Source organism: Nitrospirillum goiasense (assembly GCF_034427435.1).
Taxonomy (GTDB): domain Bacteria; phylum Pseudomonadota; class Alphaproteobacteria; order Azospirillales; family Azospirillaceae; genus Nitrospirillum.
In genome coordinates this window covers 942066-968691 of record NZ_JAXQNP010000002.1, presented here as the reverse complement: position 1 = coordinate 968691, position 26626 = coordinate 942066, and the positions used below count along the sequence as shown (strand labels likewise).

The 26626-nt window shown below is 68.5% G+C and carries 22 protein-coding genes and 1 pseudogene; 7 read left to right on the top strand and 16 right to left on the bottom strand.

Features of this window, described 5'->3' with window-relative positions; all coding sequences use genetic code 11:
* Positions 1-14: 14 nt before the first annotated feature.
* Both ULB03_RS06915 and ULB03_RS06910 read right to left on the bottom strand, forming a co-directional pair.
* The gene (locus tag ULB03_RS06915) at positions 15-1406 is read right to left on the bottom strand and encodes a hypothetical protein (protein ID WP_322482488.1); all 1392 of its coding nucleotides are present in this window, start codon (positions 1404-1406) and stop codon (positions 15-17) included.
* A complete protein-coding gene (locus ULB03_RS06910; protein ID WP_322482487.1) occupies positions 1403-2515 on the bottom strand; it encodes a hypothetical protein in 1113 nt (370 codons plus the stop codon). Before ULB03_RS06910 ends, ULB03_RS06915 begins: the two co-directional genes overlap by 4 nt.
* A 560-nt stretch (positions 2516-3075) precedes the next feature.
* On the opposite strand from ULB03_RS06910, the gene trxA reads away from it, so the two are divergent.
* Positions 3076-3390 (top strand): thioredoxin TrxA, encoded by a 315-nt coding sequence (trxA, locus tag ULB03_RS06905; RefSeq protein WP_416211141.1) that lies wholly within the window; start codon positions 3076-3078, stop codon positions 3388-3390.
* A gap of 199 nt (positions 3391-3589) precedes the next feature.
* Positions 3590-5947, top strand: coding sequence for a TonB-dependent receptor (locus tag ULB03_RS06900; protein WP_322482485.1), 2358 nt, complete (start codon positions 3590-3592; stop codon positions 5945-5947).
* Positions 5948-5975: 28 nt separating this feature from the next.
* Here ULB03_RS06900 and ULB03_RS06895 read toward each other — a convergent pair whose 3' ends face one another.
* From ULB03_RS06895 to ULB03_RS06870, 6 genes are all read right to left on the bottom strand, one after another.
* Positions 5976-7262: a bifunctional folylpolyglutamate synthase/dihydrofolate synthase gene (locus ULB03_RS06895; RefSeq protein WP_322482484.1), complete on the bottom strand. Its 1287-nt coding sequence runs from the start codon at positions 7260-7262 to the stop codon at positions 5976-5978.
* 51 nt (positions 7263-7313) lie between these two features.
* Complete coding sequence (accD, locus tag ULB03_RS06890; protein ID WP_322482483.1) at positions 7314-8231, bottom strand: acetyl-CoA carboxylase, carboxyltransferase subunit beta; 918 nt, start codon at positions 8229-8231, stop codon at positions 7314-7316.
* Between the two features lie 108 nt (positions 8232-8339).
* Positions 8340-9176 (bottom strand): tryptophan synthase subunit alpha, encoded by an 837-nt coding sequence (gene trpA / locus ULB03_RS06885; protein ID WP_322482482.1) that lies wholly within the window; start codon positions 9174-9176, stop codon positions 8340-8342.
* Positions 9173-10381 carry a tryptophan synthase subunit beta gene (trpB, locus tag ULB03_RS06880; protein WP_322482481.1) on the bottom strand — a complete coding sequence of 403 codons (1209 nt, stop codon included), beginning with the start codon at positions 10379-10381 and terminating at the stop codon, positions 9173-9175. Before trpB ends, trpA begins: the two co-directional genes overlap by 4 nt.
* Before the next feature lie 173 nt (positions 10382-10554).
* On the bottom strand, positions 10555-12348 hold the full coding sequence (locus tag ULB03_RS06875) for a stimulus-sensing domain-containing protein (protein ID WP_322482480.1): 1794 nt from the start codon (positions 12346-12348) through the stop codon (positions 10555-10557).
* A 75-nt stretch (positions 12349-12423) separates the two neighbouring features.
* Positions 12424-13128, bottom strand: a complete 705-nt coding sequence (locus tag ULB03_RS06870; protein WP_145735304.1) for a response regulator transcription factor — start codon at positions 13126-13128, stop codon at positions 12424-12426.
* A gap of 194 nt (positions 13129-13322) precedes the next feature.
* Between ULB03_RS06870 and ULB03_RS06865 the strand changes: the two genes are divergently transcribed.
* Positions 13323-13904, top strand: coding sequence for a pyridoxamine 5'-phosphate oxidase family protein (locus ULB03_RS06865; protein WP_322482479.1), 582 nt, complete (start codon positions 13323-13325; stop codon positions 13902-13904).
* Positions 13905-13906: 2 nt separating this feature from the next.
* On the opposite strand, the gene ULB03_RS06860 is transcribed toward ULB03_RS06865, so the two are convergent.
* On the bottom strand, positions 13907-14584 hold the full coding sequence (locus ULB03_RS06860) for an NAD(P)H-binding protein (RefSeq protein WP_322482478.1): 678 nt from the start codon (positions 14582-14584) through the stop codon (positions 13907-13909).
* Between the two features lie 216 nt (positions 14585-14800).
* Between ULB03_RS06860 and ULB03_RS06855 the strand changes: the two genes are divergently transcribed.
* Positions 14801-15238 (top strand): hypothetical protein, encoded by a 438-nt coding sequence (locus ULB03_RS06855; RefSeq protein WP_322482477.1) that lies wholly within the window; start codon positions 14801-14803, stop codon positions 15236-15238.
* 96 nt (positions 15239-15334) lie between these two features.
* Here ULB03_RS06855 and irrA read toward each other — a convergent pair whose 3' ends face one another.
* The 6 genes and pseudogenes from irrA to ribA form a co-directional block, all read right to left on the bottom strand.
* Complete coding sequence (irrA, locus tag ULB03_RS06850; RefSeq protein ID WP_322482476.1) at positions 15335-15778, bottom strand: iron response transcriptional regulator IrrA; 444 nt, start codon at positions 15776-15778, stop codon at positions 15335-15337.
* 220 nt (positions 15779-15998) lie between these two features.
* Positions 15999-17396 (bottom strand): NAD(P)H-dependent flavin oxidoreductase, encoded by a 1398-nt coding sequence (locus ULB03_RS06845; RefSeq protein WP_322482475.1) that lies wholly within the window; start codon positions 17394-17396, stop codon positions 15999-16001.
* A 213-nt stretch (positions 17397-17609) separates the two neighbouring features.
* Positions 17610-18265: pseudogene (locus ULB03_RS06840) on the bottom strand (glycerophosphodiester phosphodiesterase family protein).
* 92 nt (positions 18266-18357) lie between these two features.
* The gene (locus ULB03_RS06835; RefSeq protein WP_322482474.1) at positions 18358-18936 is read right to left on the bottom strand and encodes a L,D-transpeptidase family protein; all 579 of its coding nucleotides are present in this window, start codon (positions 18934-18936) and stop codon (positions 18358-18360) included.
* Between the two features lie 171 nt (positions 18937-19107).
* The gene (locus ULB03_RS06830) at positions 19108-20862 is read right to left on the bottom strand and encodes a hypothetical protein (protein ID WP_322482473.1); all 1755 of its coding nucleotides are present in this window, start codon (positions 20860-20862) and stop codon (positions 19108-19110) included.
* 166 nt (positions 20863-21028) lie between these two features.
* Positions 21029-22180, bottom strand: a complete 1152-nt coding sequence (gene ribA, locus ULB03_RS06825; RefSeq protein ID WP_322482472.1) for a GTP cyclohydrolase II — start codon at positions 22178-22180, stop codon at positions 21029-21031.
* 513 nt (positions 22181-22693) lie between these two features.
* On the opposite strand from ribA, the gene ULB03_RS06820 reads away from it, so the two are divergent.
* The 3 genes from ULB03_RS06820 to ULB03_RS06810 all read left to right on the top strand — a co-directional run bounded on the left by ULB03_RS06820 (position 22694) and on the right by ULB03_RS06810 (position 24973).
* Positions 22694-23578: a hypothetical protein gene (locus ULB03_RS06820; RefSeq protein ID WP_322482471.1), complete on the top strand. Its 885-nt coding sequence runs from the start codon at positions 22694-22696 to the stop codon at positions 23576-23578.
* A 124-nt stretch (positions 23579-23702) separates the two neighbouring features.
* Positions 23703-24374 (top strand): response regulator transcription factor, encoded by a 672-nt coding sequence (locus ULB03_RS06815; RefSeq protein WP_322482470.1) that lies wholly within the window; start codon positions 23703-23705, stop codon positions 24372-24374.
* The gene (locus ULB03_RS06810; protein WP_322482469.1) at positions 24371-24973 is read left to right on the top strand and encodes a YcbK family protein; all 603 of its coding nucleotides are present in this window, start codon (positions 24371-24373) and stop codon (positions 24971-24973) included. Before ULB03_RS06815 ends, ULB03_RS06810 begins: the two co-directional genes overlap by 4 nt.
* Positions 24974-25083: 110 nt before the next feature.
* Here ULB03_RS06810 and ltrA read toward each other — a convergent pair whose 3' ends face one another.
* Positions 25084-26523 (bottom strand): group II intron reverse transcriptase/maturase, encoded by a 1440-nt coding sequence (ltrA, locus tag ULB03_RS06805; RefSeq protein WP_322482468.1) that lies wholly within the window; start codon positions 26521-26523, stop codon positions 25084-25086.
* Positions 26524-26626 lie beyond the last annotated feature (103 nt).

The following is a 26626-nucleotide window of genomic DNA, read 5'->3' as shown; positions in this document are numbered from 1 at the left end:
GTTGGGGCCCGGGCTCAGCCCAGGCGGCGGCTCCAGTCCCGGTACAGCCGTTCCGCCTCGTCCGATCCCGACAGGATTTCCACCAGGCGCAGGTTGTTGAACATCTGGCGGCGCACCTCGGGGTCGCCCCGGGCGCCAGGGGCGGACATCATGCGATCGGTCTGCCGGTCGATCTCCCGCCGGACCTCCGTGATCTTGGCGGCGACCTCGCGCTGGATGCCCAGGGGGCCGGCCAGCTTGGCGGACCGCTTCAGGGCCAGGGCCGCGATCTCCGCCCGCCTCATGTCGTCCGGCGGCGTGGCGATGCCGGTGCGGGCGGCGTACATCAACCCCGCCAGGGTCTTTTCCACATCCCCCAGCACGGTGCTCAGCACGAACTCGCCGATCTCGCTACGGGCGGCGGCCACGCGCTCGGCGGTCTTCTTGTCGCGCAGGACGGCGACGCTGTCGTTGACCGAGGTGAGGCCGTCGGTCAGCCGTTCCGCCACGGCGGCCAGCGCCCCCAGCCGCTGCGCCGGGTCCGTCGCCGCGGCACCGGCGGCACCGGACCCCGGCGCCGCTTCCCGCGTCTTGGCCATGCTGCCGGTCTGACGCAGCAGGTTGCCCACCACCACGCCCGACAGGTCGCGCGTCAGGGCGTCGCGCTCCACCTGGCTGTTGCCGGTGACCCGCATGTCGGTCAGCATCTTCAGCACCACGCCGGGGCGCAGCATGCGCGCCGTCAACACCAGCAGCACCGGCGCCGCGGCCTGCGGCTTTTCCGCCCCGCCCAGCTGGGCCATGACGCCCTTGATGGCCTCGACATGGCTTTCCGCCAGGTCGCCGATGGGGCGTTCCGGCAGCCGTTGCTTCAGATCCTCGATGACGGCCCCCAACAGCAGCACGTCGCGCAGCGTCTGGATTTGGCGCAGAACGTCGTCGTCACGGCCGAAATTATCGACCATGAAGCGCAGGTTGCTGTCCGCCTCGTGGGCGATAGCCGCCAGCGCCTGGGCGCCCGCCTCCCACAAGGGCGCGGCCACCCGCGCCATGAGGCGCGCGTCGCGGGGGTCGGCCTTCAAGATGTCCTGGGCCACCCCGTCCACCAGGCCGGACTCCAGGCGCGCGCGCACCAGCTTCCAGCAGGTGGGCAAGGTGCCGCGCGAAACGCGTTGCAGACGGCGGGTGTAGACGGCGGGATCGTCGAACAGATCCTCCGCCGGGCGGAAGAACAGGCGCGACACGGTCGGCCGTCGGGGCGGGCGCAGCTGCGTCAGGCGCGGCCGCATGGCATCGAAGGCGCCGGCAATGCCAGGCTTTTCCCCGAGCTGTTCCAGCAGGGCGTAGATTTGCAGGAACTTCGCGTCGCTGAGCCGGGTGGCGTCACGCGCCAGGGTCTGCCACTGGGCGATGGCGGGATCGGTCATGACAGCGTCGCCTTCATGGCTTCGATCCGCATCACCGCGACCATGTCCAAGGCGCCGGTGCGCCAGTCCTCCCCCATGCGCAGCCAGCGCGTCTGTATCTTGCTCAAGGCCTCCAGGTCATAGGCCGATGGTTCCTTCCCGCCTTCGCCGACGGGGACCAGGGGGACCAGGCGGAACAGCTCGCCCATCGTGGATTGCTGTGTTTCCAGCGGGTGGTCGGACACGCTGTCCCACAGGCGGATGAGGAAGGGCCAGCCATCCATGAGCCAGCCGATCCGGGTCACCTCCTCCGTCACGACGGCGCGCAGGGCGCGGAAGTCGCCGGCGATGGCCCCCAGGTCGCGGCAGCGGGCATCCAGCCGCGCCAGCCGGTCGCGCGACATGTCCAGCGCCGCCTTGGCCGTCTCCGCCACGAACACGGCCAACTGCGACACTTCCGAGAAATCGGTGGTGGACCACCGCAGCAGGCTGGCGCGCGTGCGCTCCAGCTCCCCCACCACCATGCGCAGGCGGCCCAACTGCTGGCACTGCGGCAGGCCGACCGGGGCGATCAGGGCGGTGAAGGTTTCCACCCGCGACACCATCTCTTCCGCCGGCATGGTGGCGCGCTGCGCCAATTGTCCCAGGGCCTGGCGCATCAGGCGGCGGCTTTCCGTGCCGGTCATGCCGGTGGCCAGCAAGTCGCCTGCATCCAGGCGGGCGAGTTTCAGAAGTTCCGTGACCAGGGTGAACTGGGTCAGCGCCTGGTAGCCGGCGTCCAGGGCCAGGGTCTTTTCCGCCGCCAGCGAGGCGTCGCCCCCGGCCACGCCCGTGGCCTGCACGGCCAGCACCGCCTGGCGCACCGTTTCCGGTGAATACTGGCGGAGATCCAGCAGGGCGTCATAGAGCAGGCGATCGTGCAGGGTGACGGTCATGACCGCCGGCAGGGACCGCCAGGGCATGATGTACATGCCCCTGCCGCCGTTGAAGCTGGGCAACAGGAATTCCAATTCGCCCTGGCGGGTGGGCCGCATGCGGGCCTGGCTCAGCATGGGCGTGGTGAAGGGAACGGATATCCCCCGCTCGCCAAACGTACCCGGCGATGTATCCAGACTTTTCGGTTGGCTCATCCCAGAAACCGCCGCCCCCGCTGTCCCTAAGGCCGCCGCTTCCCAATCGGGGAAGTGGGCTTAGCCTCTCCTATCCAAAGGAAATATTCCAGATAAATGATCAATTGTGACAGGGCGCTCCGGCGCCCCGAGGCCACCCTGCCGACACTCTTGTAAGCAAGTACCGGGCCAATTACTGGTGCGCTTTGGCTTATCCTCTTGCACGGCGTACAAACGTAGCGCCGCCTCATGCAGGCTATCGGGACGGCGTTAAAAGATTTCGATGTCCCGGCCCGGCTTGGCCCATTACCCCGCGCCGACGCGGCAACGTGAGCGCAGACCGGCACATTCGTCTGCCGTGGCCGCCGGGCGGGGGAAGATTTTGCCGCTTTTCAAGGGGTGCTGGCCACCGCCCTGATCCCCGTTTGGCCCCGCCTTGACCATACCCGCCCCGGCCCCCTACATTTAGCGGTGAAAAGGGCGCGGACCCCCGCGCACCTACCCTTACTAGGTAGGGCCACCCTAGGTACCCCCGAGCGACGGGAGCCCTAGCAGCCAAGGATAGCGTTATGAGCGAGAATATGGTGAAGGTGACGGACAGCAGCTTCGACACCGACGTGAAGCAGGCCTCGGGCCCCGTGCTGGTGGATTTCTGGGCGACCTGGTGCGGCCCCTGCAAGATGATCGCCCCGTCCCTGGAGGCCATCGCCGAAGAGTTGAACGGCCAGTTGACCGTGGCCAAGCTGGACATCGATGACAACCCGCTGACCCCCGGCAAGTACGGCGTGCGCGGCGTGCCGACCCTGATGCTGTTCAAGGACGGCGAAGTGGTCGCCACCAAGGTGGGCGCCCTGCCGAAGCAGGCCCTGACCGACTGGGTGAAGGCCAACCTGTGACCCTGGCCGGTCTCGTCTGAGAGGCCGCGAGACATCGAGTATCAGAAGAAGGCGGGTGTCCCCGGGGCGCCCGCCTTTCTCTTTGCCCAAAATCTCCTTGCCCAAGCGGCGCCCAAGACGCATCGCAGGTATTTCGTGCGAATGATATTGATTCTTAGTTACAGCGCATTTAGGGTCCCTGCCAAAGAGGGGGACAAAAATGCGAGCGAGAACAAGCTATTCCTATATTCTCTTGGCCATGACCGCGCTGTCCTGGTCACCCGTGGCGCCTGCCTTGGCCGCGGGGGCTGAAGATGCCGCCCCTGGGGGGGCACCGGCGGGGGCATCGGCGGCCACATCGGGGGTGGAAGCCGGTGGCGAGGGGTTGGACGACATCATTGTCACGGGTGAAAAGACCAGCCGCACCCTGAAGGAGACGACCGCCAGCGTGGCCGTCACCACCTCGGCGCGCATCGCGCAGGAAAACATCCAGACCATCCAGGACATCTACGACCGTACCGCCAACCTCTCGCAGACCTACGGCGCCTCCGGCTTCACCATTCGCGGCATCGGCAATACCGGCGTGTCCAACGCCGGCAACGCCGACGCCGCCACCGTCTATGTCGATGGCGCCCCCATCCCCAGCGCCGCCCTGTTCGGCGGGCCGACCGGCATGTGGGATGTGGGGCAGGTCGAAATCCTGCGCGGACCGCAATCCACCCTGCAGGGGCTGAACGCCATGGCCGGTGCCGTGGTCATCACCACCCGCGACCCGTCGCTGGACCACTGGACGGGCGACGCCCGCGTGCAATGGACGGACCAGCAGGAGCGCACCTTTTCCGCCGCCGCCGGCGGCCCGCTGATCACGGACGAGCTGGGCCTGCGCGTCTCGGCGGAGCGGCGCGTCAACGACGGCATCATCAAGAACGTCGTGCTGGACGACCATGAGGACGCGCTGCGCAGCCTGAACCTGCGCGGCAAGCTGAAATGGACGCCCAAGGCCCTGCCCGACCTGACGGCGGTGCTGAGCTATGACCGGGCGCGGCGCGACGGCGGTTACCTTTACCAGTACGTCCGCACCGACGTGCCCGATTATTACGACCACCGCACCTCGTTCTCCAACCGGCCCAACATCGGCAAGGTGGATACGGACATCGCCACCCTGAACCTGTCCTACCGCCTGAGCGACACCCTGACCGTGACCAACGTCGCCTCCTGGAACCGGCTGAAGCAGGACGCCAGCCAGGACAGCGACGGCACGCCCCAGGACCTGCAGGTGGTGGACAACAAGACCAAGGCCACCACCTACACCGAGGAGTTGCGCCTGAACTATCAGGATGAGCGGTTCAGCGGCCTGCTGGGGGGCTGGTACTACAACCGCGACCTGACGCTGGACGCCGACAGCCATGTCACCGTCACCACGCCGCTGACGACCATCACCAACCTGTTGCGCAGCGGCGGCTTCCCCGCCGCCACGGCCAGCGCCATCAGCGCCGCCTATGGCAAGGTGCTGCCTGAGATCCCCGTGGCCTATACGTCGCACCAGCCGCAGCAGGTGGAGACGGCGGCCCTGTTCGGCGACGGCCGCTATCGCCTGACCGACCGGCTGTCGCTGTTGGCCGGCTTCCGCTATGACCATGAACAGAACCGGTATGGCGCCGGCACCGCCACCCAGTTCACCGGCACCTACCCCGACCCCGCCGCCTTCGGCGCCGCGGGCACGCCGCTGAACCTGGCCATCCAGGCCATCAACCGGGGCGTGGCCGGCATCGTGAGCCAGGCATCCTCGGCCGCCGCGTCCAACCAGCGCACCTTCGACGCCTTCCTGCCCAAGGCGGGCGTTTCCATGGACTGGACGCCCGATCTGGTGACGGCCTTCACGGTGCAGCGCGGTTATCGTTCCGGCGGGTCCAGCCAGAACGCGGCCCACGCCACCCTGGTGCCCTACGACCCGGAATACAGCTGGAACTATGAGGGCTCCGTCCGGTCCACGTGGCTGGGCGGGTCGCTGGCGGTGAACGCCAACGCCTTCTACACGGACTGGAGCGACCAGCAGGTCACCGCCCGTTTCAGCGACAACGTCTACGACTACAACACCGTCAACGCCGGCAAGTCGCACCTCTACGGCTTTGAGCTTGAGACCACGCACAAGATCAGCCCGGTGGTGGATTGGTACGCCTCGCTCGGCTACCTGCGCACCAAGTTCGATGAACTGAGCATCCCCAACGGCGGCAGCGCCACCGTGGACCTGACGGGGTCGCAGTTCCCCTACGCCCCCCATTGGACGGTGGCGGGTGGGGTGAACCTGCATTTCGGCGATGGCTTCGTCGCCAACCTGAACGCCAACTGGCGCGACGCCGTGTTCACCGCGATCGGCACCAACCAGAGCCAATCCCGCGTGGGCGCCCGCACCATCGTCAACACCCGCGTGGGCTATGATGCCGGGCTGTGGGGGGCGTACCTGTTCGTGAACAACCTCACGGACGAGCATTACGCCGAGTACCTGTTGACCTCCCAGAACCGCGCCATCATCGGCGCCCCGCGGACCATCGGCGGCTCGGTGGAGGTGCACTGGTAAGGGTGGCGCCCCGTCAGTTCCCCGACTATCAACCGTTGTCGGCCAGGATGCAGCCCGCCAGATAGAGCGAGCCGCAGATCAGGGTGCGGGGCGCCGCACCCTGCTTGGCCAGCCAGGCGACGGCGTCCGCCGGGCTTGCGGCCTCGGCCACCTGGGGGATGCCAACGGCGTGGGCGGCCTCGGCGATGTCGGCAGCGGGGCGGGTCGCGTCCTCGCCCGGGATGGAGATCGCCACGAGGCGGCGGACATGGGGGGCGATGGGCCGCAGGAAATCCGCCGGCACCTTGCTGGTGATCATGCCCACCACCAGGTCCAGCCCCTCACCGGTGCCGGTCCAGCGCCCAGCCTGAACGCCCAGCACCTCGCCCGCCGAGTTGTTGTGGCCGCCGTCCAGCCATAGCTGCGTGCCGGGCAGCAGGTCGGCCAGGGGGCCGCGCGTCAGGCGCTGCAGGCGGCCGGGCCATTCCACCGTGGCCAGGCCGGTGACGATGTCGGCGTCCCGCACCGTCAGGGGCAGGTGCTGCAAGGCGGCGATGGCGGTGCCCGCGTTGCCGATCTGGTGGGCGCCCAGCAGGCCGGGCATGGGCAGGTCCAGCGTGCGGCCATAGCCCTCGAACCGGAACCCGATATCGGTGGGCAGCGCCGACCAGTCCGCCCCGGCGACGGACAGCGGCGCCCCTAGGGCGGTGGCGCGGTCACGGAAGACGGACAGGGGCACGTCCGGCGCCTGCGGTCCCACCACGGCGGGGCAGCCGGCCTTGAAGATGCCGGCCTTCTCGCCCGCGATGGCCGCCAGCGTGTCGCCCAGGAACTGGGTATGGTCGAAGGAAATGCGGGTGACGACGGCGACCGCCGGCCGGTCCACCACATTGGTGGCGTCCAGCCGCCCGCCCAGGCCCGTCTCCAGCAGCAGCACGTCGGCCGGGACCTCGGAATAGGCCAGGAAGGCGGCGCAGGTGATGATCTCGAAGATGGTGATGGGGTCGCCCTGGTTGGCGGCCTCGCACCGTTCCAGCAGGGTCACCAGGGCGGCGTCATCCACCAGGCGGCCGGCCAGGCGCACCCGCTCGTTGAAGCGGACCAGATGGGGGCTGGTGTAGACATGCACCCGGTGGCCCGCCGCCTCCAGCATGGCGCGCAGGAAGGCGATGGTGCTGCCCTTGCCATTTGTGCCGGCGACGTGGACGACGGGGGGCAGGCGGTCCTGGGGCCGGCCCAGCCGGTCCAGCAACCGCTTCACCCGGTCCAGCGACAGGTCGATGACCTTGGGATGCAACTGGCCCAGCCGGGCCAGCACCTGGTCCAGATCCGCCACGGGCGCGTCCCCCCTCTCAATGGTCCCTGGTTGGGTCCCTGGTTGCCTGCCTTAGCGACCGTTCACCGGCACCGGGCGCGGGCGCGACGGTTCGGTGGGGATGCGCACCACGTCGGCGCCGGGGCCGGGGCTGCGCAGCAGGTCGATGACGCGGGCCAGCATGCCCTTCATCTCGCGCCGGTGCACCACCATGTCCACCATGCCGTGCTCCAGCAGGTATTCCGACCGCTGGAAGCCTTCCGGCAGGGTCTCGCGGATGGTGCTTTCGATGACGCGGGCGCCGGCGAAGCCGATCTGCGCGCCCGGCTCGGCGATGTGGATATCGCCCAGCATGGCGAAGCTGGCCGTGACGCCGCCGGTGGTCGGGTCGGTCAGGATGACGAGGTAGGGCAGCCCCGCCTCCTTCACCATCTCGGCCGCGATGATGGTGCGCGGCATCTGCATCAGCGACAGGATGCCTTCCTGCATGCGGGCACCGCCGGAGGCCGGGACGACGATCAGGGGCGCCTGCTGCAGCACGGCCAGCTTGGCCGCGGCCAGCAGGCCCTCGCCCACCGCCATGCCCATGGAGCCGCCCATGAAGGTGAAGTCGAAGGCGGCGACCACGGCAGCGCGGCCGTCGATGCGGCCGTGGGCCACGACGATGGCGTCAGGGCGGCCCGTCTTGGACTGCGCATCCTTCAGGCGGTCGGTGTAGCGCTTCTGGTCACGGAACTTCAGCGGGTCCACCACCGGCTTGGGCAGCTCGATGGTCTGGAAGCCGGGGTCCAGGGTCATGCGCAGGCGCTGCAGCGGATCCAGGCGCATGTGGAAGCCACAGTGCTGGCAGACATGCAGGTTCTCTTCCAAATCACGATGGAAGATCATGGCGCCGCAGGACGGGCACTTGTGCCACAGATTGTCCGGCACCTCTTTCTTGGACACCAGGGCCCGGATCTTGGGACGGACGAAGTTCGTGAGCCAGTTCATGTGCATAACCTTGGAAAGACAGTCGCCGTGCCGGGGCCGGCGCTGACAAACACCAAAGGGGCGGCACCCGAAGGCGCGCCCCCGATAGGCGAAAGTCGATCTTGTAGCCTATTTCCGCGCGCCGCGCACCCCGGCCGCCAACTCAGCCACGAAACCCAGGACATCGGCCACCAGGCCGGGCTTGGCCTTGGCGTCGGCGTCCAGGTTAGCCTCCAGGCGGCGGACGATGGCGCTGCCCACCACGGCGGCGTCCGCCACCCGGGCCACGTCGGCCGCCCCCTCAGGCGTGGTGATGCCGAAGCCCACGGCCACGGGCAGGTCGGTCCCCGTCCGCAGATGGGCCACGGCGGTGGCGATGGCGTCACTGGTGGCGGAGCCCGCCCCGGTGATGCCGGCGATGGAGACGTAGTAGATGAAGCCGCTGGTGTTGGCCAACACGGCCGGCAGGCGGGCCTTGTCCGTGGTCGGCGTGGCCAGGCGGATGAAGTTGACCCCCGCGGCATGGGCGGGCAGGCACAGCTCCCCATCCTCTTCCGGCGGCAGGTCGACGACGATCAGGCCATCCACCCCGGCGGTCTTGGCATCCGCCAGGAAGCGGTCAACGCCGTAGGCGTAGATGGGATTGTAATAGCCCATGAGGATGATGGGCGTGTCGGCGTCGCCCGCGCGGAAGGCGCGCACCAGGTCCAGCGTGCGCGACATGCGGGCGCCGGTGGCCAGCGCCCGCAGGGTGGACGCCTGGATGGCCGGGCCGTCCGCCATGGGGTCGGTGAAGGGCATGCCCAGTTCGATCAGGTCGGCGCCGGCGCCCGGCAGGCCCTTCAGCAGATCCAGGCAGGTGTCGTGGTCCGGATCGCCGGCGGTGATGAAGGCGACCAGGCCGGCGCGGCCCTCCGCCTTCAGCGCGGCGAAGCGGCGATCGATGCGGGAAGATACGGTGCTCACAGGCTGACCCCCAATTCGCGGGCGACGGTGAAGATGTCCTTGTCGCCCCGGCCGCTGAGGTTCACGACCATCAGGTGATCCTTGGGCAGGGTGGGGGCGCGGCGGATGACCTCGGCCAGGGCATGGGCCGATTCCAGCGCCGGGATGATGCCTTCCACCTTCGACAGGCGCTGGAAGGCGTCCAGCGCCTCCGTGTCCGTGGCGCTGACGTAGGTCACGCGGCCCACGTCATGCAGCCAGGAATGCTCCGGCCCGATGCCGGGGTAATCCAGGCCGGCGGAGATGGAGTGCCCCTCCACGATCTGCCCGTCCTCATCCTGCAGCAGGTAGGTGCGGTTGCCGTGCAGCACGCCGGGGCGGCCACCGGTCAGCGAGGCGGCATGCGCGCCGGTGGCGATGCCGTGGCCCGCCGCCTCCACCGCCACCATGGCGACGTCGGCGTCGTCCAGGAAGGGGTGGAACAGGCCCAGGGCGTTGGAGCCGCCGCCGATGCAGGCCACCAGCGTATCGGGCAGGCGGCCTTCCATGGCCACCATCTGCTCGCGCACCTCATGACCGATGATGGACTGGAAGTCGCGCACCAGGGCCGGATAGGGGTGCGGGCCGGCGGTGGTGCCGATGATGTAGAAGGTGTCGCCGACGTTGGTGACCCAGTCGCGCAGCGCCTCGTTCATCGCGTCCTTCAGCGTGCGCGAGCCGGATACGACGGGCTTCACCTCCGCCCCCAGCAGCTTCATGCGGAAGACGTTGGGCTGCTGGCGGGCGATGTCGACCTCGCCCATGTAGATGGTGCAGGGCAGGCCGAACAGGGCGCAGACGGTGGCCGTGGCCACACCGTGCTGGCCGGCGCCGGTCTCGGCGATGATGCGGGTCTTGCCCATGCGCTTGGCCAGCAGGATCTGGCCGATGCAGTTGTTGATCTTGTGCGCGCCGGTGTGGTTCAGCTCTTCGCGCTTCAGGTAGATCTTGGCGCCGCCCAGCTCCTTGGTCAGGCGCTCGGCGAAGTACAGCTTGCTGGGGCGGCCGACGTACTGGCTCAGGTAATAGCCCATTTCGGCCTTGAAGGCCGGGTCGTCCTTGGCGGCGGTGTACGCCTTTTCCAGGTCAAGGATCAGGGGCATCAGGGTTTCGGCGACGAAGCGCCCCCCGTAGATGCCGAAATGGCCGTGCTCGTCTGGACCGGCGCGGTAGGTGTTCAAGCTCATGGGGCGGCGCTCTCATGTCAGCTGGGCTCACCCTGGTTGGACCCAAGGGCAAGTAGGCCGCCGACGATACCGGCCCTGACGGCGATTTCAAGACCGCCGGCGCCGCCGGGCTAAAATGCCGGCCATGCGCGACGACCCGTGATCCAGCAACTTAATTGCGCGTATCACCTACTTCAGCCCCGTGGCAGCTGCACCGTGAACACCGCGCCCAGCACCTTGCCGGTCGAGTCGGTGCGGTTGGCGGCGAAGATGCGGCCGTTGTGCGCCTCCACGATCTGCTTGGAGATGGAGAGGCCCAGCCCGGAGTGGGTGCCGAACTTCTCGCCCGCCGGCCGCTCGGTATAGAAGCGGTCGAAGATGGCCTCGGTCTTGCCGGCCGGAATGCCGGGGCCATCGTCGGTGCAGGTGATCTCCACCCGGTCGCCCACCACCTTGGCCGCCAGCACCACCTTGCCCCCAGGCGGGGAGAAGGACAGGGCGTTGGAGATCAGGTTCTGGAACACCTGGGTCAGGCGGCCCTCGATGCCCGGGACCACCAGATTGCGGTTGGAGGGCGGCAGGTCCACCGTCACCGTCACCGGCGGCGGGGCGTCGTCGTCCCCCTCCCCATCCTGGGCGCCCAGCGTGTTGTCGTGGATGTCCTTGAACATGGTCAGCATGCGGCGCAGGTCGACGGAGTTGGCCTCCGCCCGGCTCAGCTCCGCATCCAGGCGGCTGGCGTTGGAAATGTCGCTGATCAGGCGGTCCAGGCGGCCCACGTCATCGGCGATGATGCCCAGCAGCTTGCGCAGCCGCGTCTCATCCTTCACCAGCTGCACCGTCTCCACCGCGCTGCGCATGGAGGTCAGGGGGTTCTTGATCTCATGCGCCACGTCGGCGGCGAAGCGCTCGATGGCGTCCATGCGGTCCCACAGGGCCGAGGTCATGGCGCGCAGCGATTGCGACAGGTCGCCGATCTCGTCATGCCGGCCGGAGAAGTCGGGCAGCACCGCCTGGCGGCCATGGCCGTAGCGCACGTCGTCCGCCGCCGCCGCCAGGCGGCGGATGGGACGCACGATGGTGCTGGCCAGGTAGATGGACATCAGGACCGTCAGGACGATGACGCCGCCGAACACCTTCAGGATGTTCACGCGGAACTCGCGCACCTCGGTATCGATCTCCGACCCGCTGCGGCTGATCAGCACCGCGCCCAGCACCTGCTTGTAGCGCTGGATGGGCACGGCCACGGTCAGCACCATGTCCTGCTTGCCGGCGTCGCCGGCCACGCGCCAGACGTGGGTGGAGGATTCGCCGTTCAGGGCCTTCTGCACATCGGGGAAGTGCGTGCCGTCGGTGGCGCGTCCCTCGGGATAGACGGGCAGATGGTCGCGGGTGGGCAGGGCGCGGACGATGGCGTTGTAGAGGTCTATGCCCAGCTGCGTCAGCTGGTTGCCGTCGGGCAGCGGCGGCAGTTCCTCGATCTGCACGCGGGTACCCTTGGCCAGGCTCAGCACGCGGCTGTCGGCCTGCAGCTTGCCCTTGGTGTCGTACAGGCGAAAGCGCCGGTCGGTCGTGTCACCCAGGCGGCGCACCACCTGGCTGGCCATGGTCCACGACAAGGTGCCGGAGGGTTCGTTGAATTCGTCGGTGCTGGGCTCCATGGCGCTTTCGCCCAGGGCGCCGGCGAAGATGCTGGCTTCGGTGGTCAGGACATCCAGCTGGCGCTGCACCAGCCAGTCCTGATAGCGCTCCAGGTACAGCAGGCCCGACAGCAGCAGGGCCAGGGCCAGCAGGTTGACGGTCAGGATGTGACGCGTCAGGGGCGAGATGACGCCGTACGAGCGCCGCCGGCGGGGGCGCACGACCGCCTTGCCGTCGCCCTCCCCCTCGGGCTTGGCGCCGCGTCGCACGGGGGCGTCCCCCATGTCCTGCGCCGCCGGGGCCCCACCCGCGGGAACCGCGCGTCGTGCCAGCATGTCCTTGAGCATATTGATTTCCTCAGGCGCCGGCGGGGCATGCGCCCCTCGGCTATCCTCGCTTTCCGGTGAGCGCCCTCACACCGCTCAGGCGTCGCGGTACTTGTAGCCGACGCCGTACAGGGTTTCGATCTGGGCGAAGTCCGCGTCGGCCACCTTGAACTTCTTGCGCAGGCGCTTCACGTGGCTGTCGATGGTGCGATCATCGACATAGATGTGCTCGCCATAGGCGGCGTCCATCAACTGGTCGCGGCTTTTCACGTGGCCGGGGCGCTGGGCCAGCGCCTTCACCAGCAGGAATTCGGTCACCGTCAGGTCGATCTCCTGCCCCTTCCAGGTGCAGGAGTGGCGGGCGTTGTCCAGCACCAGCTCGCCCCGCACCATGACGGAGCCGGGCTCCACCGTGCCCTTGCCGCCGGTGGCGTTCAACACCTCGCGCCGCAGCAGGGCCTTGATGCGTTCGATCAGCAGGCGCTGGGAGAAGGGCTTCTTGATGTAGTCGTCGGCGCCCATGCGCAGGCCCTGCAACTCATCGATCTCATCATCCTTGGAGGTGAGGAAGATGACGGGCATGGCCGAGTTCTGGCGGATGCGCTGCAGCAGCTCCATCCCGTCCATGCGCGGCATCTTGATATCCAGGACGGCCAGGTCCACCGGCCGGGAGCTGAGCGCGCGGTGGGCCTCATCCCCGTCGGTGTAGGTGCGCACCTCGTACCCCTCCGCCTCCAGCGCGATGGAGACGGAAGTCAGGATGTTGCGGTCATCGTCAACCAGCGCGATGGTCTGAACCACGGAGTTTACCCCTCTTCTCTCACTTGCCCCGGCCGCCGTCCGGCAACATGCCGGAGGACAGCCCCAGTTCACCAGATTGGCCCGCACTATGGCATGATTACGGCACAGTATGCAGCCGGCCCCGCCACTTGCGAAATAGTCCGCAAGGGACCGGGCCCTGAACCAAAGAAATGGGTGGAGGAACGCTGGTGACAATGCCCCCCGATACATCCCCCGGTCCTGGTGCCTCCGCCGAGCCCGCTCCACCCACTGGCCGACCCCTCGACGCGCTGGCGGCGGCGCGGGAGACGGCGCGGAGGCTGCTGGCCGGACGGCCCCAGGCCACGCTGGCCACGTTGATAGCGCCATCGGGGGTGCCACCAACAGACCAGGACGGGAGTGCCGACGACACGGCGCCGGTGGGCGGCTGGCCCTATCCCTCGCTGGTGATGGTGGCGCTGGACGATGCCGGCCGGCCCTTGCTGCTGCTGTCGGAACTGGCGCTGCACACCCGCAACCTGCGCCAGGATGGCCGCGCCGCCCTGCTGTTCGAGGATACCGCCGGGCTGGAGAACCCGCTGACCGGCCCGCGCCTGTCGGTCATGGGGCATATCGCCCCCCTGGCCGGCGCGGAGGCGGAGGCGGCACGCGCCGCCTACCTGGACCGTCACCCCTCGGCCGCCCTCTACGCCGACTTCCCCGATTTCCGCTTCTGGCGCATGGGCGTCGCCCAGGCCCATCTGGTCGCGGGCTTCGGCCGCATCCACTGGCTGGCGGCGGCCGATCTCAGGGCGTGATCCTACAACCCCGCCAGGGACCGGATGGCGCTGTACTCATGGGTGCGCACACCGCCGATGGCAGGCTGGCTGGCGGTGGTCACCAGGGCGGCGGCCACCACCGTGGCGGGGATGGGGCGGTACTTTTCCAGCCGGCCCCCCAAGAAGGGGCCGACGATGGGCGCCAGCGCCTGGAACAGGCGTTCCAGCGGCCGGTCCTGCCGGCGCTTGCCCAGCAGCAGCGAGGGCCGCAGGAAATGGCGGGAGGTGAAGCCCAGGGTGGCCACGTAATCCTCCATCATGCCCTTGGTCTTCAGGTAAAGATGGCGGGAGGTCGAGTCGGCATCGACGGAGGAGACGCCGCCGAAGAAGGTGGCGCCGGCGCGGCGCGCGGCCTTGCCCACCGCCACCACATATTTCAGATCGACGTCCTGGAAAGCCGCGTCGCTGCCGGCCTCCTTGCGCGTGGTTCCCAAAGCGCACAACACGGCGTCCACCTGCACATCCGGCGGCAGGTCGCCCAGGGTGGCGAAATCCACCACCAGCTCACGCAGCTTGGGATGGGTCATGCCGGTGGGCTTGCGCACCAGGCTGACCACCTGCGCCACCTTGGGCGACTTCAACAGCAGGCCCAGGGTGTGGCCGCCCACCAAGCCCGTGCCCCCCGCCAGCAAAACCCGCAAACCCGCCGCCGTGTCCATACCCTGACGTCTCCGAAAAACGCGAAATCGCGGGACCTTACCACGGGACGCGGGCGTTAAGGAAACAGGTGGCCGGCCCGAATGTCGCTGCTGCGCAACCGGCTTTATTTCGCAATTGCGAAAGGCTTCATGCCGTCTGTTCGAGACGCCCAAATGGGTAGTGGCGGAATTCGAAAAGTGGGCGCATCATTCATGTAATAAAATAGGGAGGCTGTTATGAAAAAGGACACTCAGATCCTTCAGGACGTGCCTGCTTTCAACGCCATCACCCTTGGCCTGGTTTTCGGCATGTCCGAACTGGCCGTGTATGGCGCCGCCCAGCTCTTGCTGCCCGACCTTGATCTGAAGATGGACATCGCCATCCTGGCCTGGGGCGCCAGCCTGATGGTGTTGGGGCCCACCCTGGGCCTGGCGGCCATCTACGGCCTGCACCAGGTGACGGCGAAGGGCGGGCCGGGCAAACCGTCGGGCCACAGCCTGGCGCCCGTGCCGCCGGGCAACCCCGGTTCGGATGACACCAAACCCAACCGGAGACCCAACTGGTTTCCCTACGACCCCGACAGCATCGACATGTTCGATACGGAAAGCCCCTATCCTCCTGTGGCCGCGCCCATGGGCAGACCGGTGGCTAGGCCGCTTGAGACCGTCAGGTGAGCGCCGGGCCCGAATAAGTCCAGATAAACCGAAGGCCGGCCCCGATGGGACCGGCCTTCTTTCATTTCGGTAATGCCCGCGTCAGGGGCTGGCGGCTCAACCGCCGGCGCTGAGGCGGATGATGACGTCCACGCGGGCGACACGGGTGCCGGCCGGCGCCTCCGGCAGGCCGCTGACCTCCAGGGCATGGCCTGGAATGTCCAGCAGATGACCGCTGCCCTCGACGAAGAAATGGTGGTGGTCCGAGACGTTGGTGTCGAAGTAGGACCGTCCCGCCTCCACCACCACCTCGCGCAGCAGGCCCGCCTCGGTGAACTGGTGCAGGGTGTTGTAGACGGTGGCCAGCGACACCCGCATGTCGGCGGTCGACGCCTGGCCATGCAGCTGTTCCGCCGTCACATGGCGATCCTGGCCGTCGAACAGCAGTTTGGCCAGCGCCACGCGTTGGCGGGTGGGGCGCAGACCGGCACGCGCCAGACGATCGGTCGCCTGGATGCCGGGGTCCTCAGCAGGGGTGGGGGCGTGGATCAGGTCGGTCATGGTCTGCATATGGGCAAGGGTACGGACCGGAAAAGCCCCGATCCCCTAGGATTTCCGCTATTCAGCCATGAAATTTGGAATGAATCCAGATTTAAAGGCGCTGACCTGGACTGCGCCTGGGGAAAAGGTTGCCGCCACCCACCATTCGGCCGGCGGCACGAGATATCCCCCGTGCCGCCGAAGCCGCGATCCGCACTCAGTACCCGGTCGCGATCCGCTTTTAGTATCCGGTCGCGATCCGCTCCACCAACTGCTTCACCGTCGGCACGAAGCCATTCTGGTACCAGGGGTCGCTGGCGAAGCGGTAGGCGTTGTGGCCGGCGAACATCAGCTGGTGCTCCACATCCTCGGAATGGCTGATGTTCTGCAGGGTCTTCTGGATGCAGAAGGACCGGGGGTCGGCGCGCCGGCCGGTCGTGCCTTCCTCGTTCTGCGCCCAGTTGGAGAAGTTGCAGGCCGACAGGCAGCCCATGCAGTCGATCTGGTCCTGGCGGATGACCGCCGCCTGGGCGGGATCGACGAAGATCAGGGTGGTGTCCGGGGTCTTCAGGGCCACGCTGTTGCCGCCAGCCACCCAGCCCTGCGCCCGTTCGCGGTCATGCTCCGTGAGGTAAACCGGCCGGCCGCGCGGACCCACCATGAACTCGGCGGTGAGATCGCCCACCGGCTCCACCGAATAGGCCACCTGGCGCTCGGCCCGGCCCTTCAGCTCCTCCAGGAAGGGATTGCTGACGGCGGAGGAATAGAAGCCCGTGGGGGAGAAGTGGTTCAGGTAGACATCGCCCTTCTTCAGGGTCAACAGCCGCTGCTTCCACGCGTCCGAAATGGGGCTTTCCTGGGTCAGCAGCGGCCGGGTGCCGAACTGGAAGGCGATGGGCCCGATCTCGGGATTGTCCAGCCAGTCCTCCCATTCCGACAGCCACCAGACACCGCCCGCCATGATGATGGGCGTCTCGGTCAGGCCGAAGCTGTTCATCATCTCGCGCAGGGCCTTCACGCGCGGATAGGGATCCTCGGGCTTCAGCGGGTCTTCGCTGTTGGACAGGCCGTTGTGGCCGCCGGCCAGCCACGGGTCCTCATAGACCACGCCACCCAGGAAGTCGCGGAACTTGTTGTACGCGCGCAGCCACAGGGCCCGGAAGGCGCGGGCTGACGAGACGATGGGGTAGTAATGGACGCCGTGCTTCACCGCGATCTCGGCCACGCGGTAGGGCATGCCGGCGCCGCAGGTGATGCCGTGGATCAGGCCCTGGGCCCCCTCCAGCACGCCATGCAGGATCTGCTCGGCCGCCGCCATTTCCCACAGGACGTTCATGTGCACGCGGCCTTCGCCACCCGCCGTCTCATGCGCCACGCGGGCCTGGTAGATGCCGCCGCGGATGGAATGGCGGATCAATTCCTCATGCCGTTCCCGGCGGGTCTTGCCGTGGTAGAGCTGCGGGATCAGGGCGCCGTTCTCGTCATAGGCGTCAGCGTTGACGCCGGAGAAGGTCCCCACGCCGCCCGCCGACGCCCACGCGCCGGAGCTTTCGCCGTTGGACACGGAAATGCCTTTGCCGCCTTCGACGACGGGCAGCACTTCCTTACCGGACATCACCAAGGGCCGCAGCGCCTTCAACTCACGTCTCCTGCAAACCAGGCCGTTCAACCAAGCCCACGGGCACGCGGACGTTGGTTCGGCCCCCAACATATATAGGGTCGCGGCGGGCGGCCGCTAACATGACGCAGGCTGGATATAGGAAAACCGGGGCGGACGAAAGGCCTCTCGTCCTGTTTACGCGGACCGCGACCGATGTTTTGGCCCACATCCGCCCGCGTCCCCTTGTCCTGTTCAGCCCGCGATGCCGGCCAGGCCGCTGGGCGTGTCGGTGAATACCGACGACACCCCCCAGCCCAGCACCTCCCGCGCCATGGGCACCGTGTTGACCGTGTAGGCCAGCACCGGCCGCCCGGTGGACTTATACTCCCGAATGCTGGCCGCGTCCTCCCTGCGGGCGTTCACATTGATGGTGCTGACGTTCAGCGTCTCCACCCGCTGGCGCCAGTTGGCCGGCCGCCGGTCGATGAGATAGCCCAGGGGCCAGCGCGGCACCACCTGGCGCGCCATGTCCAGGGACGCGTCGGCGAAGGAGGAGACCAGGGGTGGCGGCCTGTCGTCCGGCCACAGGGAATAGGCCAGCGTCAGGGCCACGCCGGCCGTCTCCTCCTCCCGCCCTGGGCAGGGCTTGATCTCCAGGTTGATACCTAGGTTCAGGGCCAAAACCAGCTGGATCACCTCCACCAGCGTCGGCACCTTCTCCCCCGGAAGGCCGGAGAGAACCAGGAACCGGCATCGAGGGCGCGCAGGGCGTCCAGCGTCATGTCCTTGGCCGGCCCCTTGCCATCCGTGGTGCGGTCCAGCGTGTCGTCATGCATCAGCACCGGCACCAGGTCGGCCGTCAGCTTGACATCCACCTCCACCCACTTGGCCCCCTGGGCCGCCGCCATGCGGATGCCGGCCAGCGTGTTCTCAGGCGCGTGGCGGGCGGCACCCCGGTGGCCGATCAGGCGGGGCAAAGGCCCCAACGGCAAGATATCGCTCATGGTGTTTCCCGGGGTGGCAGGGGCATGGCAGGCGAAACGCAAAGCCGGTCGCCCGGCTGGCAGTGGGACAGCAGCCGGCGCAGATCATCCGCCTCCAGGGCGGTGCAGCCGGCCGTGGCCGCGCGGTCGGGCCGCGTCAGATGCATGAAGATGGCGCTGCCCCGGCCGGGCACGGGCGGATCGTCGTTGTGCCCCAGCACCACAACGATGTCGTAGACGGCATCGTCCCGCCACATCACCTCATGACCGGCGGGGAATGGCAGCGTGACCGGGCGGTTGTAGGCCGGATGCCCGGGATCGTCGCACCAGCCGTCGCTGGGCGTGAGGGCCGCCACCGGCAGGGCCGTCACCGGCGCGTGGAGGCGATCCGGGCGGTAAAGCACACGGCGCAAGGGGAAGCAGCCCACGGGCGTGCCCCCGTCCCCTTCGTGCTTGTCGGCGATGACGCCGCCCCGGCCGATGACGCACGCGGCCTCCTGGGTGCGGCCCTGCGGGTCGAGCCAGCGCACGCGATGGCCCCCGCCAGAGCCGGCGGACGCGGGGCCGAGGGGATCGGGGATCAGATGAATGTCCATCCCCCTTCTATAGCCCGGACATGGGGGCGATGGGACCCCCGATCACGCTGCGGCGCCGGCCCAGCCCCTTTAGAGCAAGATGCGATCATGTCTGATCGCATCTCGCTCTTAACCTGTTCATGATAGAGCGGATTTACACGATCAGGTGACTACACCTGATCGCGTTCCGCTCTAATGGGCCGCGCCCTGGGCGTCCTTCATCGCCTGGTACTTGGCCAGGTTCGCCATCATGATGTCGGCGATGAACTGGTTGGGCAGGGGCGGAGGCGCGCCGCTGGCGCTGCTGATGATCGCGGCGCCGTTCTGGGGCGCCGGTTGGCCGCCGGCAACACCGACCGGGGGCGCGGCGCTTGCCGATAGCGTGCCGCCGGACGGGGCAGGCTGGGATGGCGCCGGCTGGGTGCCGGTGGGTTGGACGCCGGTGGGGGCGCCGGTGGGGGTGCTGCTGCCGTTGATGCTGGCCGACGCGGCGGTCGCCTGGGCCAGCAAGGTCGCCGTGTCCTGGCCCATGGCGTTGTTATAGGCCTGGATGGCCTGCGGCACCGGCGTGGTGCGCTGTGCCGGTGCCGGCTGCGCGGCACCGCCGTCCATCACCTGGATCATGGCGGGATGGGACGCGGCCGCCATGCCAGCGGGGTATTGGGCGGCGGGGGACTGGACCGCCTGCGATTGGGCGGCATTGGCCTGCACGGCGCCGGTTTGCAGCACGGTGGGGCCGGCGGTGGCCGACTTGATGTTCTGGATATAGCTGGGCGCGACCAGGGTGCGGCCGGTGGGGGCGCCGGCACCAGCACCGGCCATGGCGCGATAGTTGGCCAGGGTCAGGCCATGGGCCTGCTTCTGCCCCAGGTGGGTCCCGGCGTCGGACGCGGCGGCGGGCTTGGCCATGGCGGCGGCCTGGGCCGGCATCAGCTGCGGCGCCGCCCCCAGGGGCATGGACTGGGTGCCCACGCCGATGTTGGCGGCGGCGTTGGCCGATTGCGCCAAGGCCTGGGTGGCGTTGGTGACCTGGGTCGCCTGCTGCGCCAGGGCCTGGGTGGGGTTGGCGCCGGGCGCGGCCCCCCCGGGCGCGGCCACGGCCATGGCGGGCACCGCCGCCAGGTTGGGAAAGGCCTGGCCCTGGGCGTTGCCCGCGGCGTTCAGGCCGGGCGACTTGAGGGTGGAGGCCGGCGTGGCCAGGCCCGGCACGGCACCGGTGGGACCCCCATTAGCAACAGCAGTATCGGCGGGAACGGAACTGGTGCGGACCATTTGCCCCGGAACGGGCGCGGCAGGCGCGGCGGCGGTCTCGTTCGTCTGGGGCGCCAAGACCAGGGACTCGACCTTGGCCACGGGCGCGCGGCCGGCGGTCGGGGCCTCGTCGGGCTGCTCCTGCCCCCCCTGGTGCCCCTTGCCGCCGCCCTTGTCCTCATCAGGGTCCAGCGTGACCGTGCCGACCTTGTGATGGTGACCCAGGCCCAGGGCGTCCATGACGTGGCCGCCCACGTCCTCGCCCGTCTCTTCCTCGATGATGGCGTCGCCGGTGGCCAGCGCCATGCCGATGGGGCCGCCATACAGCAGGCCGCCGAGGATCTTGGCAGGGGCCTTGATGGTGTCGCCCGTGATCTCACGGTAGATCGTGCTGATGACGGGGATGTGCTGCAGCGGGTTGATGACATCCACCACGTCCCAGAAGGACAGGTGGTTGTCCTTGTGCGCGGCCGCCACCTGGGCCTGGACCGCCGCCGTCCCCTGACCGGGCAGACCGGCGGCCTTCACCGCGCTGTCCTGCGCCACCTGCTGGTCCAGCTGGTTCTGGAAGTCCTCCGGCACCCCCGCCAGGCCGGTGCCGCCTTGCCCGGTCGCGGACGCGGCCGTACCGACACCACCCGCCAGGGCGGGATCGGGGTAGGTCGGCGACAGGGCAGACTGGACGCTGGGGGTCATGGGGCTTTCTCCTGCACCCATACCCTTAAGCAAGCGATGTGCCAGCCGAAAATGTAAGGATTTTCAATCTACTGGCCGGAACTTCCACGTTCCTCAAAGCGCCCATCGGCAGATTCAACCGGGCGGGACCAGCGGGATTTACCGGGCTGCCCCGCCGGCGGGCCGATCACAACAGGTGGCCGGCCTTTTCCGCCTTGGTCCGCAGATAGGCGACGTTGTGACCGTTGGCGGGGAAGATATGGGGGACGCGGTCCACCACCTGCACACCCCACCGGGCCAGCTGCGCCAGCTTGTCCGGGTTGTTGGTCATCAAGCGCACCGCGTTGAAGCCCAAGGCCTTCAGCATGGTGGCGGCCGGCAGATAGGTGCGCTCGTCCGCCTCGAAGCCCACCATCAGGTTGGCGTCCACCGTATCGACGCCGGCGTCCTGCAGGCGATAGGCGCGCAGCTTGTTCATCAGGCCGATGTTGCGGCCCTCCTGCGCCAGGTACAGCACCACGCCGCTGCCCTGGGCCGCGATCTCCCGGATGGCGCCGCGCAACTGGGCGCCGCAATCACAGCGCAGCGAGCCCAGCAGGTCGCCGGTGAAGCATTCGGAATGCAGGCGGGCCAGCACCGGCTGCGCCGGGTCGGGGGTGCCGATCAGGATGGCCAGGTGCTCCACCCCACCATCGGGGGCGCGGAAGGCGATCAGGCGGGTGTTCTCCGCGTCCGCCAGGGGCACCGACGCCTCCACCACCTGGCGCAGGGTGGATTCCCCTGTCGCCTGGTAGGCCTGGACATCGGCCCCGCGCACGCTCAGCAGGTCGTTACGCTCCGCCACCTCGCCGGCGCGGTCGGCGGCCACCTCAGCCACGATGACGGCGGGCAGCAGGCGCGCCAGCTTGACCAGCAGCAGGGCCTCGCCCTCGGCCGAGGGGAACGGGCGGACGGCGGGTTGCACGGCCTGGGCGGAACCAGGGCGGGTGGGATCGGCCAGCACCCGGACCAGATCCGGCGTCAGCCCCTGCGCGGGGGCGACCACCACGGTGCCGGCGCCCATCGGATCGGCCAGGGCCGGGTCAACCGCCTGATCCAGGATGCCGGCGGCGATGGCGCGCTTGTCGGTCAGGACCAGGGCTGGCTCGGCCCCCGCGATCTGGCGCACCAAGGCCAAGGCCGGCGCGTCCGTCATCTCCGCCGCGCGGACCAGCAGGGCGCGGCCATCGCCGCCCTGAAGCATCACCAGATCGCCGCGGCGCAATTCGGACACCGCGCGCTGCACGGAACGGCTGGCGGTCCGCATCAGGGGTGAAATCGGTTCGGCGGCGAGCGACATGCGGATGATCCAGGCGACACAGGAAGGAGGGACGGCTGCGTATCGGGACGCGTCAACAGCACGGGTAATGGGCAGAACATGGTCATTGGCCCCGCCCGGCACAACCAGTTCCACCGATCTGCACGGTATCGACCCCGCGCGCAGGCGCGAAGCGCTAGCGTTGCATGGGTCCCCAGCCCGCCGGAGAGGGCCAAAGGGACGGATAGTGGGGAATAATCCGGCCATGGCCCCTACCCCGCCATCGCCCCCCTCGCCTATGGCGGCCTGATATGACCGATCGCGCCATGGCTTTTCCCGTGCGAAGACACCAAAGTAACAGCGCATTCGCGGGATGGACCAGTTGAAGGCGCGGCGGCTACTATTCGGCGTCCACCCCGGTGCGACGGCTTTCCCTTCAGTCAAGCCCCGCATGGGGGTACCCGTTACTTCAGGACCTTCACGGATGTTCCGTGCCCTCGTTCCGGCCTTCCCCCTCCCCCAGTCGGCGCCCCGCGCCGGCGGCAAGGGCGCCGCATGATCCAGCCCCAGGTCATCGACGGCGACTGGCACGCCCTGCGCGAGCCGCTGGATGACAAGGCGCGGGCTATCGAGCTGGCCTGGGAATTCGCCCGCATGGTGCCGTCCCGTCCCCACATCCTGGACTTGGGCGCGGGGCTGGGCGCCAACGTGCGCCATCTGCTGCCCCGCCTGGGCCGCATGATCCAGGACTGGACCCTGATGGACACCGACGCCGACCTGCTGGCCGGGGTGTCGGACCGCATGCAGCGCTGGGCGCATGAATCGGGTTGGCGCATGGCGCGCAACGCCGTGGACGGTGCGGTGGCGGAGCTGATCCTGGCCGGCGACGACATGCGCAGCCGGCTGACCCTGATCCGCCAGGACATGTCGACCGATCTGCATGACCTGGGCATACAACGCCATGACGGCGTCGCCGGTAACGCCTTCTTCGACCGGGTATCGGCGGAGTGGCTAGATCATTTCATAGCCGAATTGATCGCCAGCGGCCTGCCGCCGGTACTGGCCACCGGGGTGCAGGACGGCCGTCTGGCCTGGACACCGGAGGATCCGGACGATGGCATGGTGGTGGCCTTGGCGAATGAAAGCGCCAACCGCGACCATGGCTTCGGTCCGCCGCTGGGTGACCAGGCGTCGTCCGTGCTGGTGACCAAGCTGGAGGCCGCGGGCTATCGCCTGGACGGGGCCCGGTCCGACTGGCGGCTGTCGGGGCTGCGCGGCCGCCAGGCCCAGTTGCACCTGGTGTCCATGCTGGCGGCCCAGGCCGCGGCCCGCGACCCGGCGGCCGCCGACCGCATCGGGGCGTGGGGGGAGCGTCGCCGCGCCGCCGTCCTGCGGGCCGAGTTGACCGTGGGCCACGCCGACATCCTGGCGCGGCGGTAGGACGCGTCCTCTTGGTTTACACCCTCCGCCCCTCGTCCTCCCGGCGACGCCCCCCGTGCGAACCATCCGCACCCGTGCTAATAAGTCGACGAAACCGCCACCCAACTTCCCCTAGTCCAGGCCGATGACGACCCCAGGCGCCAAGAAGCTGTTGCTGGTTGAGGATGACGAGACCCTGCGCCATTTGCTGGCGGAGCAGTTGAGCAGCCTGGAGGAATTCGACGTGCGCCAGGCGACGGACGGCGCATCCGCCCTGGCCGCCGCGCAGGTGGAAACGTTCGAGGTCATCCTGCTGGCCAGCCGCCTGCCGGATATGGAGGGCGCCGTCCTCTGCGCCGCCCTGCGCCAGGCCGGGATCGACCGTCCCATCCTGCTGATGGCGGCGGAGGGGGAACCGGACGTGCCCGGATGCAGCGACCGGCTGGTGAAGCCCTTCCGCATCGGCGCGCTGCTGGCCAAGCTGCGCCAGCATGCCCGGCCCGCCGGCGACGACCCCGTCCTGCGCATCGGTCCCTATGAGTTCCGCGCCCTGGCCCGCACCCTGCGTGAGGAGGGCACGGGCAGTGAGACCCGCCTGACCGACAAGGAGGCGCAGATCCTGGCCTTCCTGCATCGGGCGGGCGGCGGCGTCGTCAGCCGCGAACAGCTGTTGGACCAAGTGTGGAATTACAACGAAGGCGTCACCACCCACACCCTGGAAACCCATATCTACCGCCTGCGGCAGAAGATGGAGCGGGACCCGGCCAACGCCGTCCTGCTGGTGACCGAACCCGGCGGATATCGACTGACCCCATGATCAACCTCCCCTTCCGCCTGGCCCGCGCGGCGTCCGTTTCCCTGATGCTGGCGGTCGCGGCCTGCGGCGGTTCGCCCAAGCCCTTTCCCGTGCCGCCGGCGGAGGCCGACCTGCCGCCGGCCAACACGGCGGCCATCCGCCGCATCGTGCTGGTGCACCCGCCCAGCAAGGAAAGGATCGACGTCATCTACTGGCACGACGGCGCCTATGACAGCCGCGCCATGGCCGATGTGGCGCACATCATGCGCGACCGCCATACCGGCGAGACCCACGAAATCGACCCCGCGCTGATGGACTTCATCAGCGGCGTCATCCTGCGCGCCAGCCTGCCACCCACCACCCAGGTGGACATCCTGTCGGGCTATCGCTCGCCGGAAACCAATGCCGCCCTGGTCAAGGTCAACCGCAACGCCGCCCGCGAGAGCTTCCACATGCAGGGTCGCGCCGCCGATATCCGCATCCCGGCGCTGAAGGGCGACGCCATCACCGAGATCGCCAAGACCATGCAGCGCGGCGGCGCCGCCTTCTACGACGGCAGCGGCCACACCCATGTGGACACCGGCCCCGTGCGCACCTGGGCAACGTATTCCACGCGGTGATGGGTTTGCCGGACGCGGTCGCATCCTATGGGATGTTCGGGAAGACAGCGGCTGCGGAATCGAGTAGGGGGATTCCTCACGGTCTCCCCCTCTCACACCACCGAGGGTACTCATCGTACTCGGCGGTTTCCGGCAGCGTTTAGCGCGGTGTGGTGATCGACGAGGCTGATCAGGCCGAGCGTCTTGAACCAGGCAGTGGTCATGGCTTCGTGAGCGGCAGGGCTCCCGGCCAGACGCCACCATCCTTTTCCCGAGAGGGCCGTGATCCATGCCCGCCATTCCGGCACGCCGCCTTCCTGGAGGAAGTCGGCGATGCCCTTGGCGCGCTTGCAGTGCTTGAGACGGACGCAGCGCAGCTTGCGACGGAGCCATCCGTCGAGGCTACGCAGCGCCTTCAGGCACTGGGCGTGTCGGAAGTATGTCACCCAGCCTGTGGTGAAGGCGTTCGTCTCCGCGATCATCCGCTCCAGGGCGATGCCCCGGTTGCGGCGGGTGATCCGGCGGAGACGATCCTTGGCTCGGGCAAGGCTCCTCGGCGCGAGGCCGATGCTCCCGTCCCGGCCCAGGCGGTGGCCGAGGAACTGGCGTTCCCCGACCGGGGCGACGGCGCTCTTCTGCCGGTTGACCTTGAGGCGCAGGCGCTTTTCCAGGAACTGGCTCACCGACGCCATCACCCGCTCCCCCGCCGCCTGCGACCGCACATAAATGTTGCAATCGTCGGCATAGCGGCAGAACCGGTGGCCCCGGCTTTCCAATTCCCGGTCGAGGTCATCCAACAGCACGTTGGCGAGCAGCGGCGATAGCGGGCCGCCCTGCGGCGTCCCCTCGTATCGTTCGATGCACACGCCCCCCGCCATCATCCCCGCTTGCAGAAAGCGCCGGATGATGCGCAGCAGGCGTTGGTCGCCAAGGCGCCGCGCCAGACGGGCCATCAGAATGTCGTGGTTCACCCGGTCGAAGAATTTCTCCAGGTCGATGTCCACTACCGTCCCATAGCCCTCGGCCACATACTCCCGGGCTTGGCGCAAGGCGTCGTGCGCCCCGCGTCCCGGGCGGAAGCCAAAGCTCGACGCCGAGAAGGTCGGGTCAAGCAGCGGTTCCAGGGTTTGCGCGATCGCCTGCTGAACCAGACGGTCAACCACCGTCGGGATGCCCAGTTGGCGCATCCCTCCGCCCGGCTTGGGGATTGCAACCCCCCGCACCAGCTGCGGCCGGAAGCTGCCGTCCAGCAGTGAAGCGATCAGCCTTTCACGATTGCAGGCGATCCACGGACGCAGGCCGCCGACGGTCATCCCGTCCACACCCGGCGCTCCGCCATTCGCCTTCACCCGCTTGTAGGCTCGGTTCAGGTTCGCCGAACTGGCGACCTCTTCCATCAGGTACCGCGTCAAGGCTCGGTCCTGATCCCATGCCGTGGTCGCTTGTGGCTCCTCATACGCCCCAGTTCCGGTTCCGCCTTCACCGGGGGCGCCGTGGCGCAGCGATGCCTTCAGGGCTTCATCCAGAAAGTCCCCTTGCTCATCGGTGCCTTGCTGCCGCTTCACGCTCATCGAATGGAACCAACCTGCTCCTTGGCTGTCGAATTCGGCCCTTCGCCCGGCTTTCCTCTTCCGGACTACTATGGCCTCGGCTGACTTCTTCCCCCCATCGGGC

What these genes read in the sequence shown, in the direction of transcription:
- ULB03_RS06915 (WP_322482488.1), bottom strand. Translation starts at nt 1,406, where the DNA reads ATGACCGATCCCGCCATCGCCCAGTGGCAGACCCTGGCGCGTGACGCC.
- ULB03_RS06910 (WP_322482487.1), bottom strand. Translation starts at nt 2,515, where the DNA reads ATGAGCCAACCGAAAAGTCTGGATACATCGCCGGGTACGTTTGGCGAG.
- trxA (WP_416211141.1), top strand. Translation starts at nt 3,076, where the DNA reads ATGGTGAAGGTGACGGACAGCAGCTTCGACACCGACGTGAAGCAGGCC.
- ULB03_RS06900 (WP_322482485.1), top strand. Translation starts at nt 3,590, where the DNA reads ATGCGAGCGAGAACAAGCTATTCCTATATTCTCTTGGCCATGACCGCG.
- accD (WP_322482483.1), bottom strand. Translation starts at nt 8,231, where the DNA reads ATGAACTGGCTCACGAACTTCGTCCGTCCCAAGATCCGGGCCCTGGTG.
- trpB (WP_322482481.1), bottom strand. Translation starts at nt 10,381, where the DNA reads ATGAGCTTGAACACCTACCGCGCCGGTCCAGACGAGCACGGCCATTTC.
- ULB03_RS06875 (WP_322482480.1), bottom strand. Translation starts at nt 12,348, where the DNA reads ATGCTCAAGGACATGCTGGCACGACGCGCGGTTCCCGCGGGTGGGGCC.
- ULB03_RS06865 (WP_322482479.1), top strand. Translation starts at nt 13,323, where the DNA reads ATGCCCCCCGATACATCCCCCGGTCCTGGTGCCTCCGCCGAGCCCGCT.
- ULB03_RS06860 (WP_322482478.1), bottom strand. Translation starts at nt 14,584, where the DNA reads ATGGACACGGCGGCGGGTTTGCGGGTTTTGCTGGCGGGGGGCACGGGC.
- ULB03_RS06855 (WP_322482477.1), top strand. Translation starts at nt 14,801, where the DNA reads ATGAAAAAGGACACTCAGATCCTTCAGGACGTGCCTGCTTTCAACGCC.
- irrA (WP_322482476.1), bottom strand. Translation starts at nt 15,778, where the DNA reads ATGACCGACCTGATCCACGCCCCCACCCCTGCTGAGGACCCCGGCATC.
- ULB03_RS06835 (WP_322482474.1), bottom strand. Translation starts at nt 18,936, where the DNA reads ATGGACATTCATCTGATCCCCGATCCCCTCGGCCCCGCGTCCGCCGGC.
- ULB03_RS06830 (WP_322482473.1), bottom strand. Translation starts at nt 20,862, where the DNA reads ATGACCCCCAGCGTCCAGTCTGCCCTGTCGCCGACCTACCCCGATCCC.
- ribA (WP_322482472.1), bottom strand. Translation starts at nt 22,180, where the DNA reads ATGTCGCTCGCCGCCGAACCGATTTCACCCCTGATGCGGACCGCCAGC.
- ULB03_RS06820 (WP_322482471.1), top strand. Translation starts at nt 22,694, where the DNA reads ATGATCCAGCCCCAGGTCATCGACGGCGACTGGCACGCCCTGCGCGAG.
- ULB03_RS06815 (WP_322482470.1), top strand. Translation starts at nt 23,703, where the DNA reads ATGACGACCCCAGGCGCCAAGAAGCTGTTGCTGGTTGAGGATGACGAG.
- ULB03_RS06810 (WP_322482469.1), top strand. Translation starts at nt 24,371, where the DNA reads ATGATCAACCTCCCCTTCCGCCTGGCCCGCGCGGCGTCCGTTTCCCTG.
- ltrA (WP_322482468.1), bottom strand. Translation starts at nt 26,523, where the DNA reads ATGAGCGTGAAGCGGCAGCAAGGCACCGATGAGCAAGGGGACTTTCTG.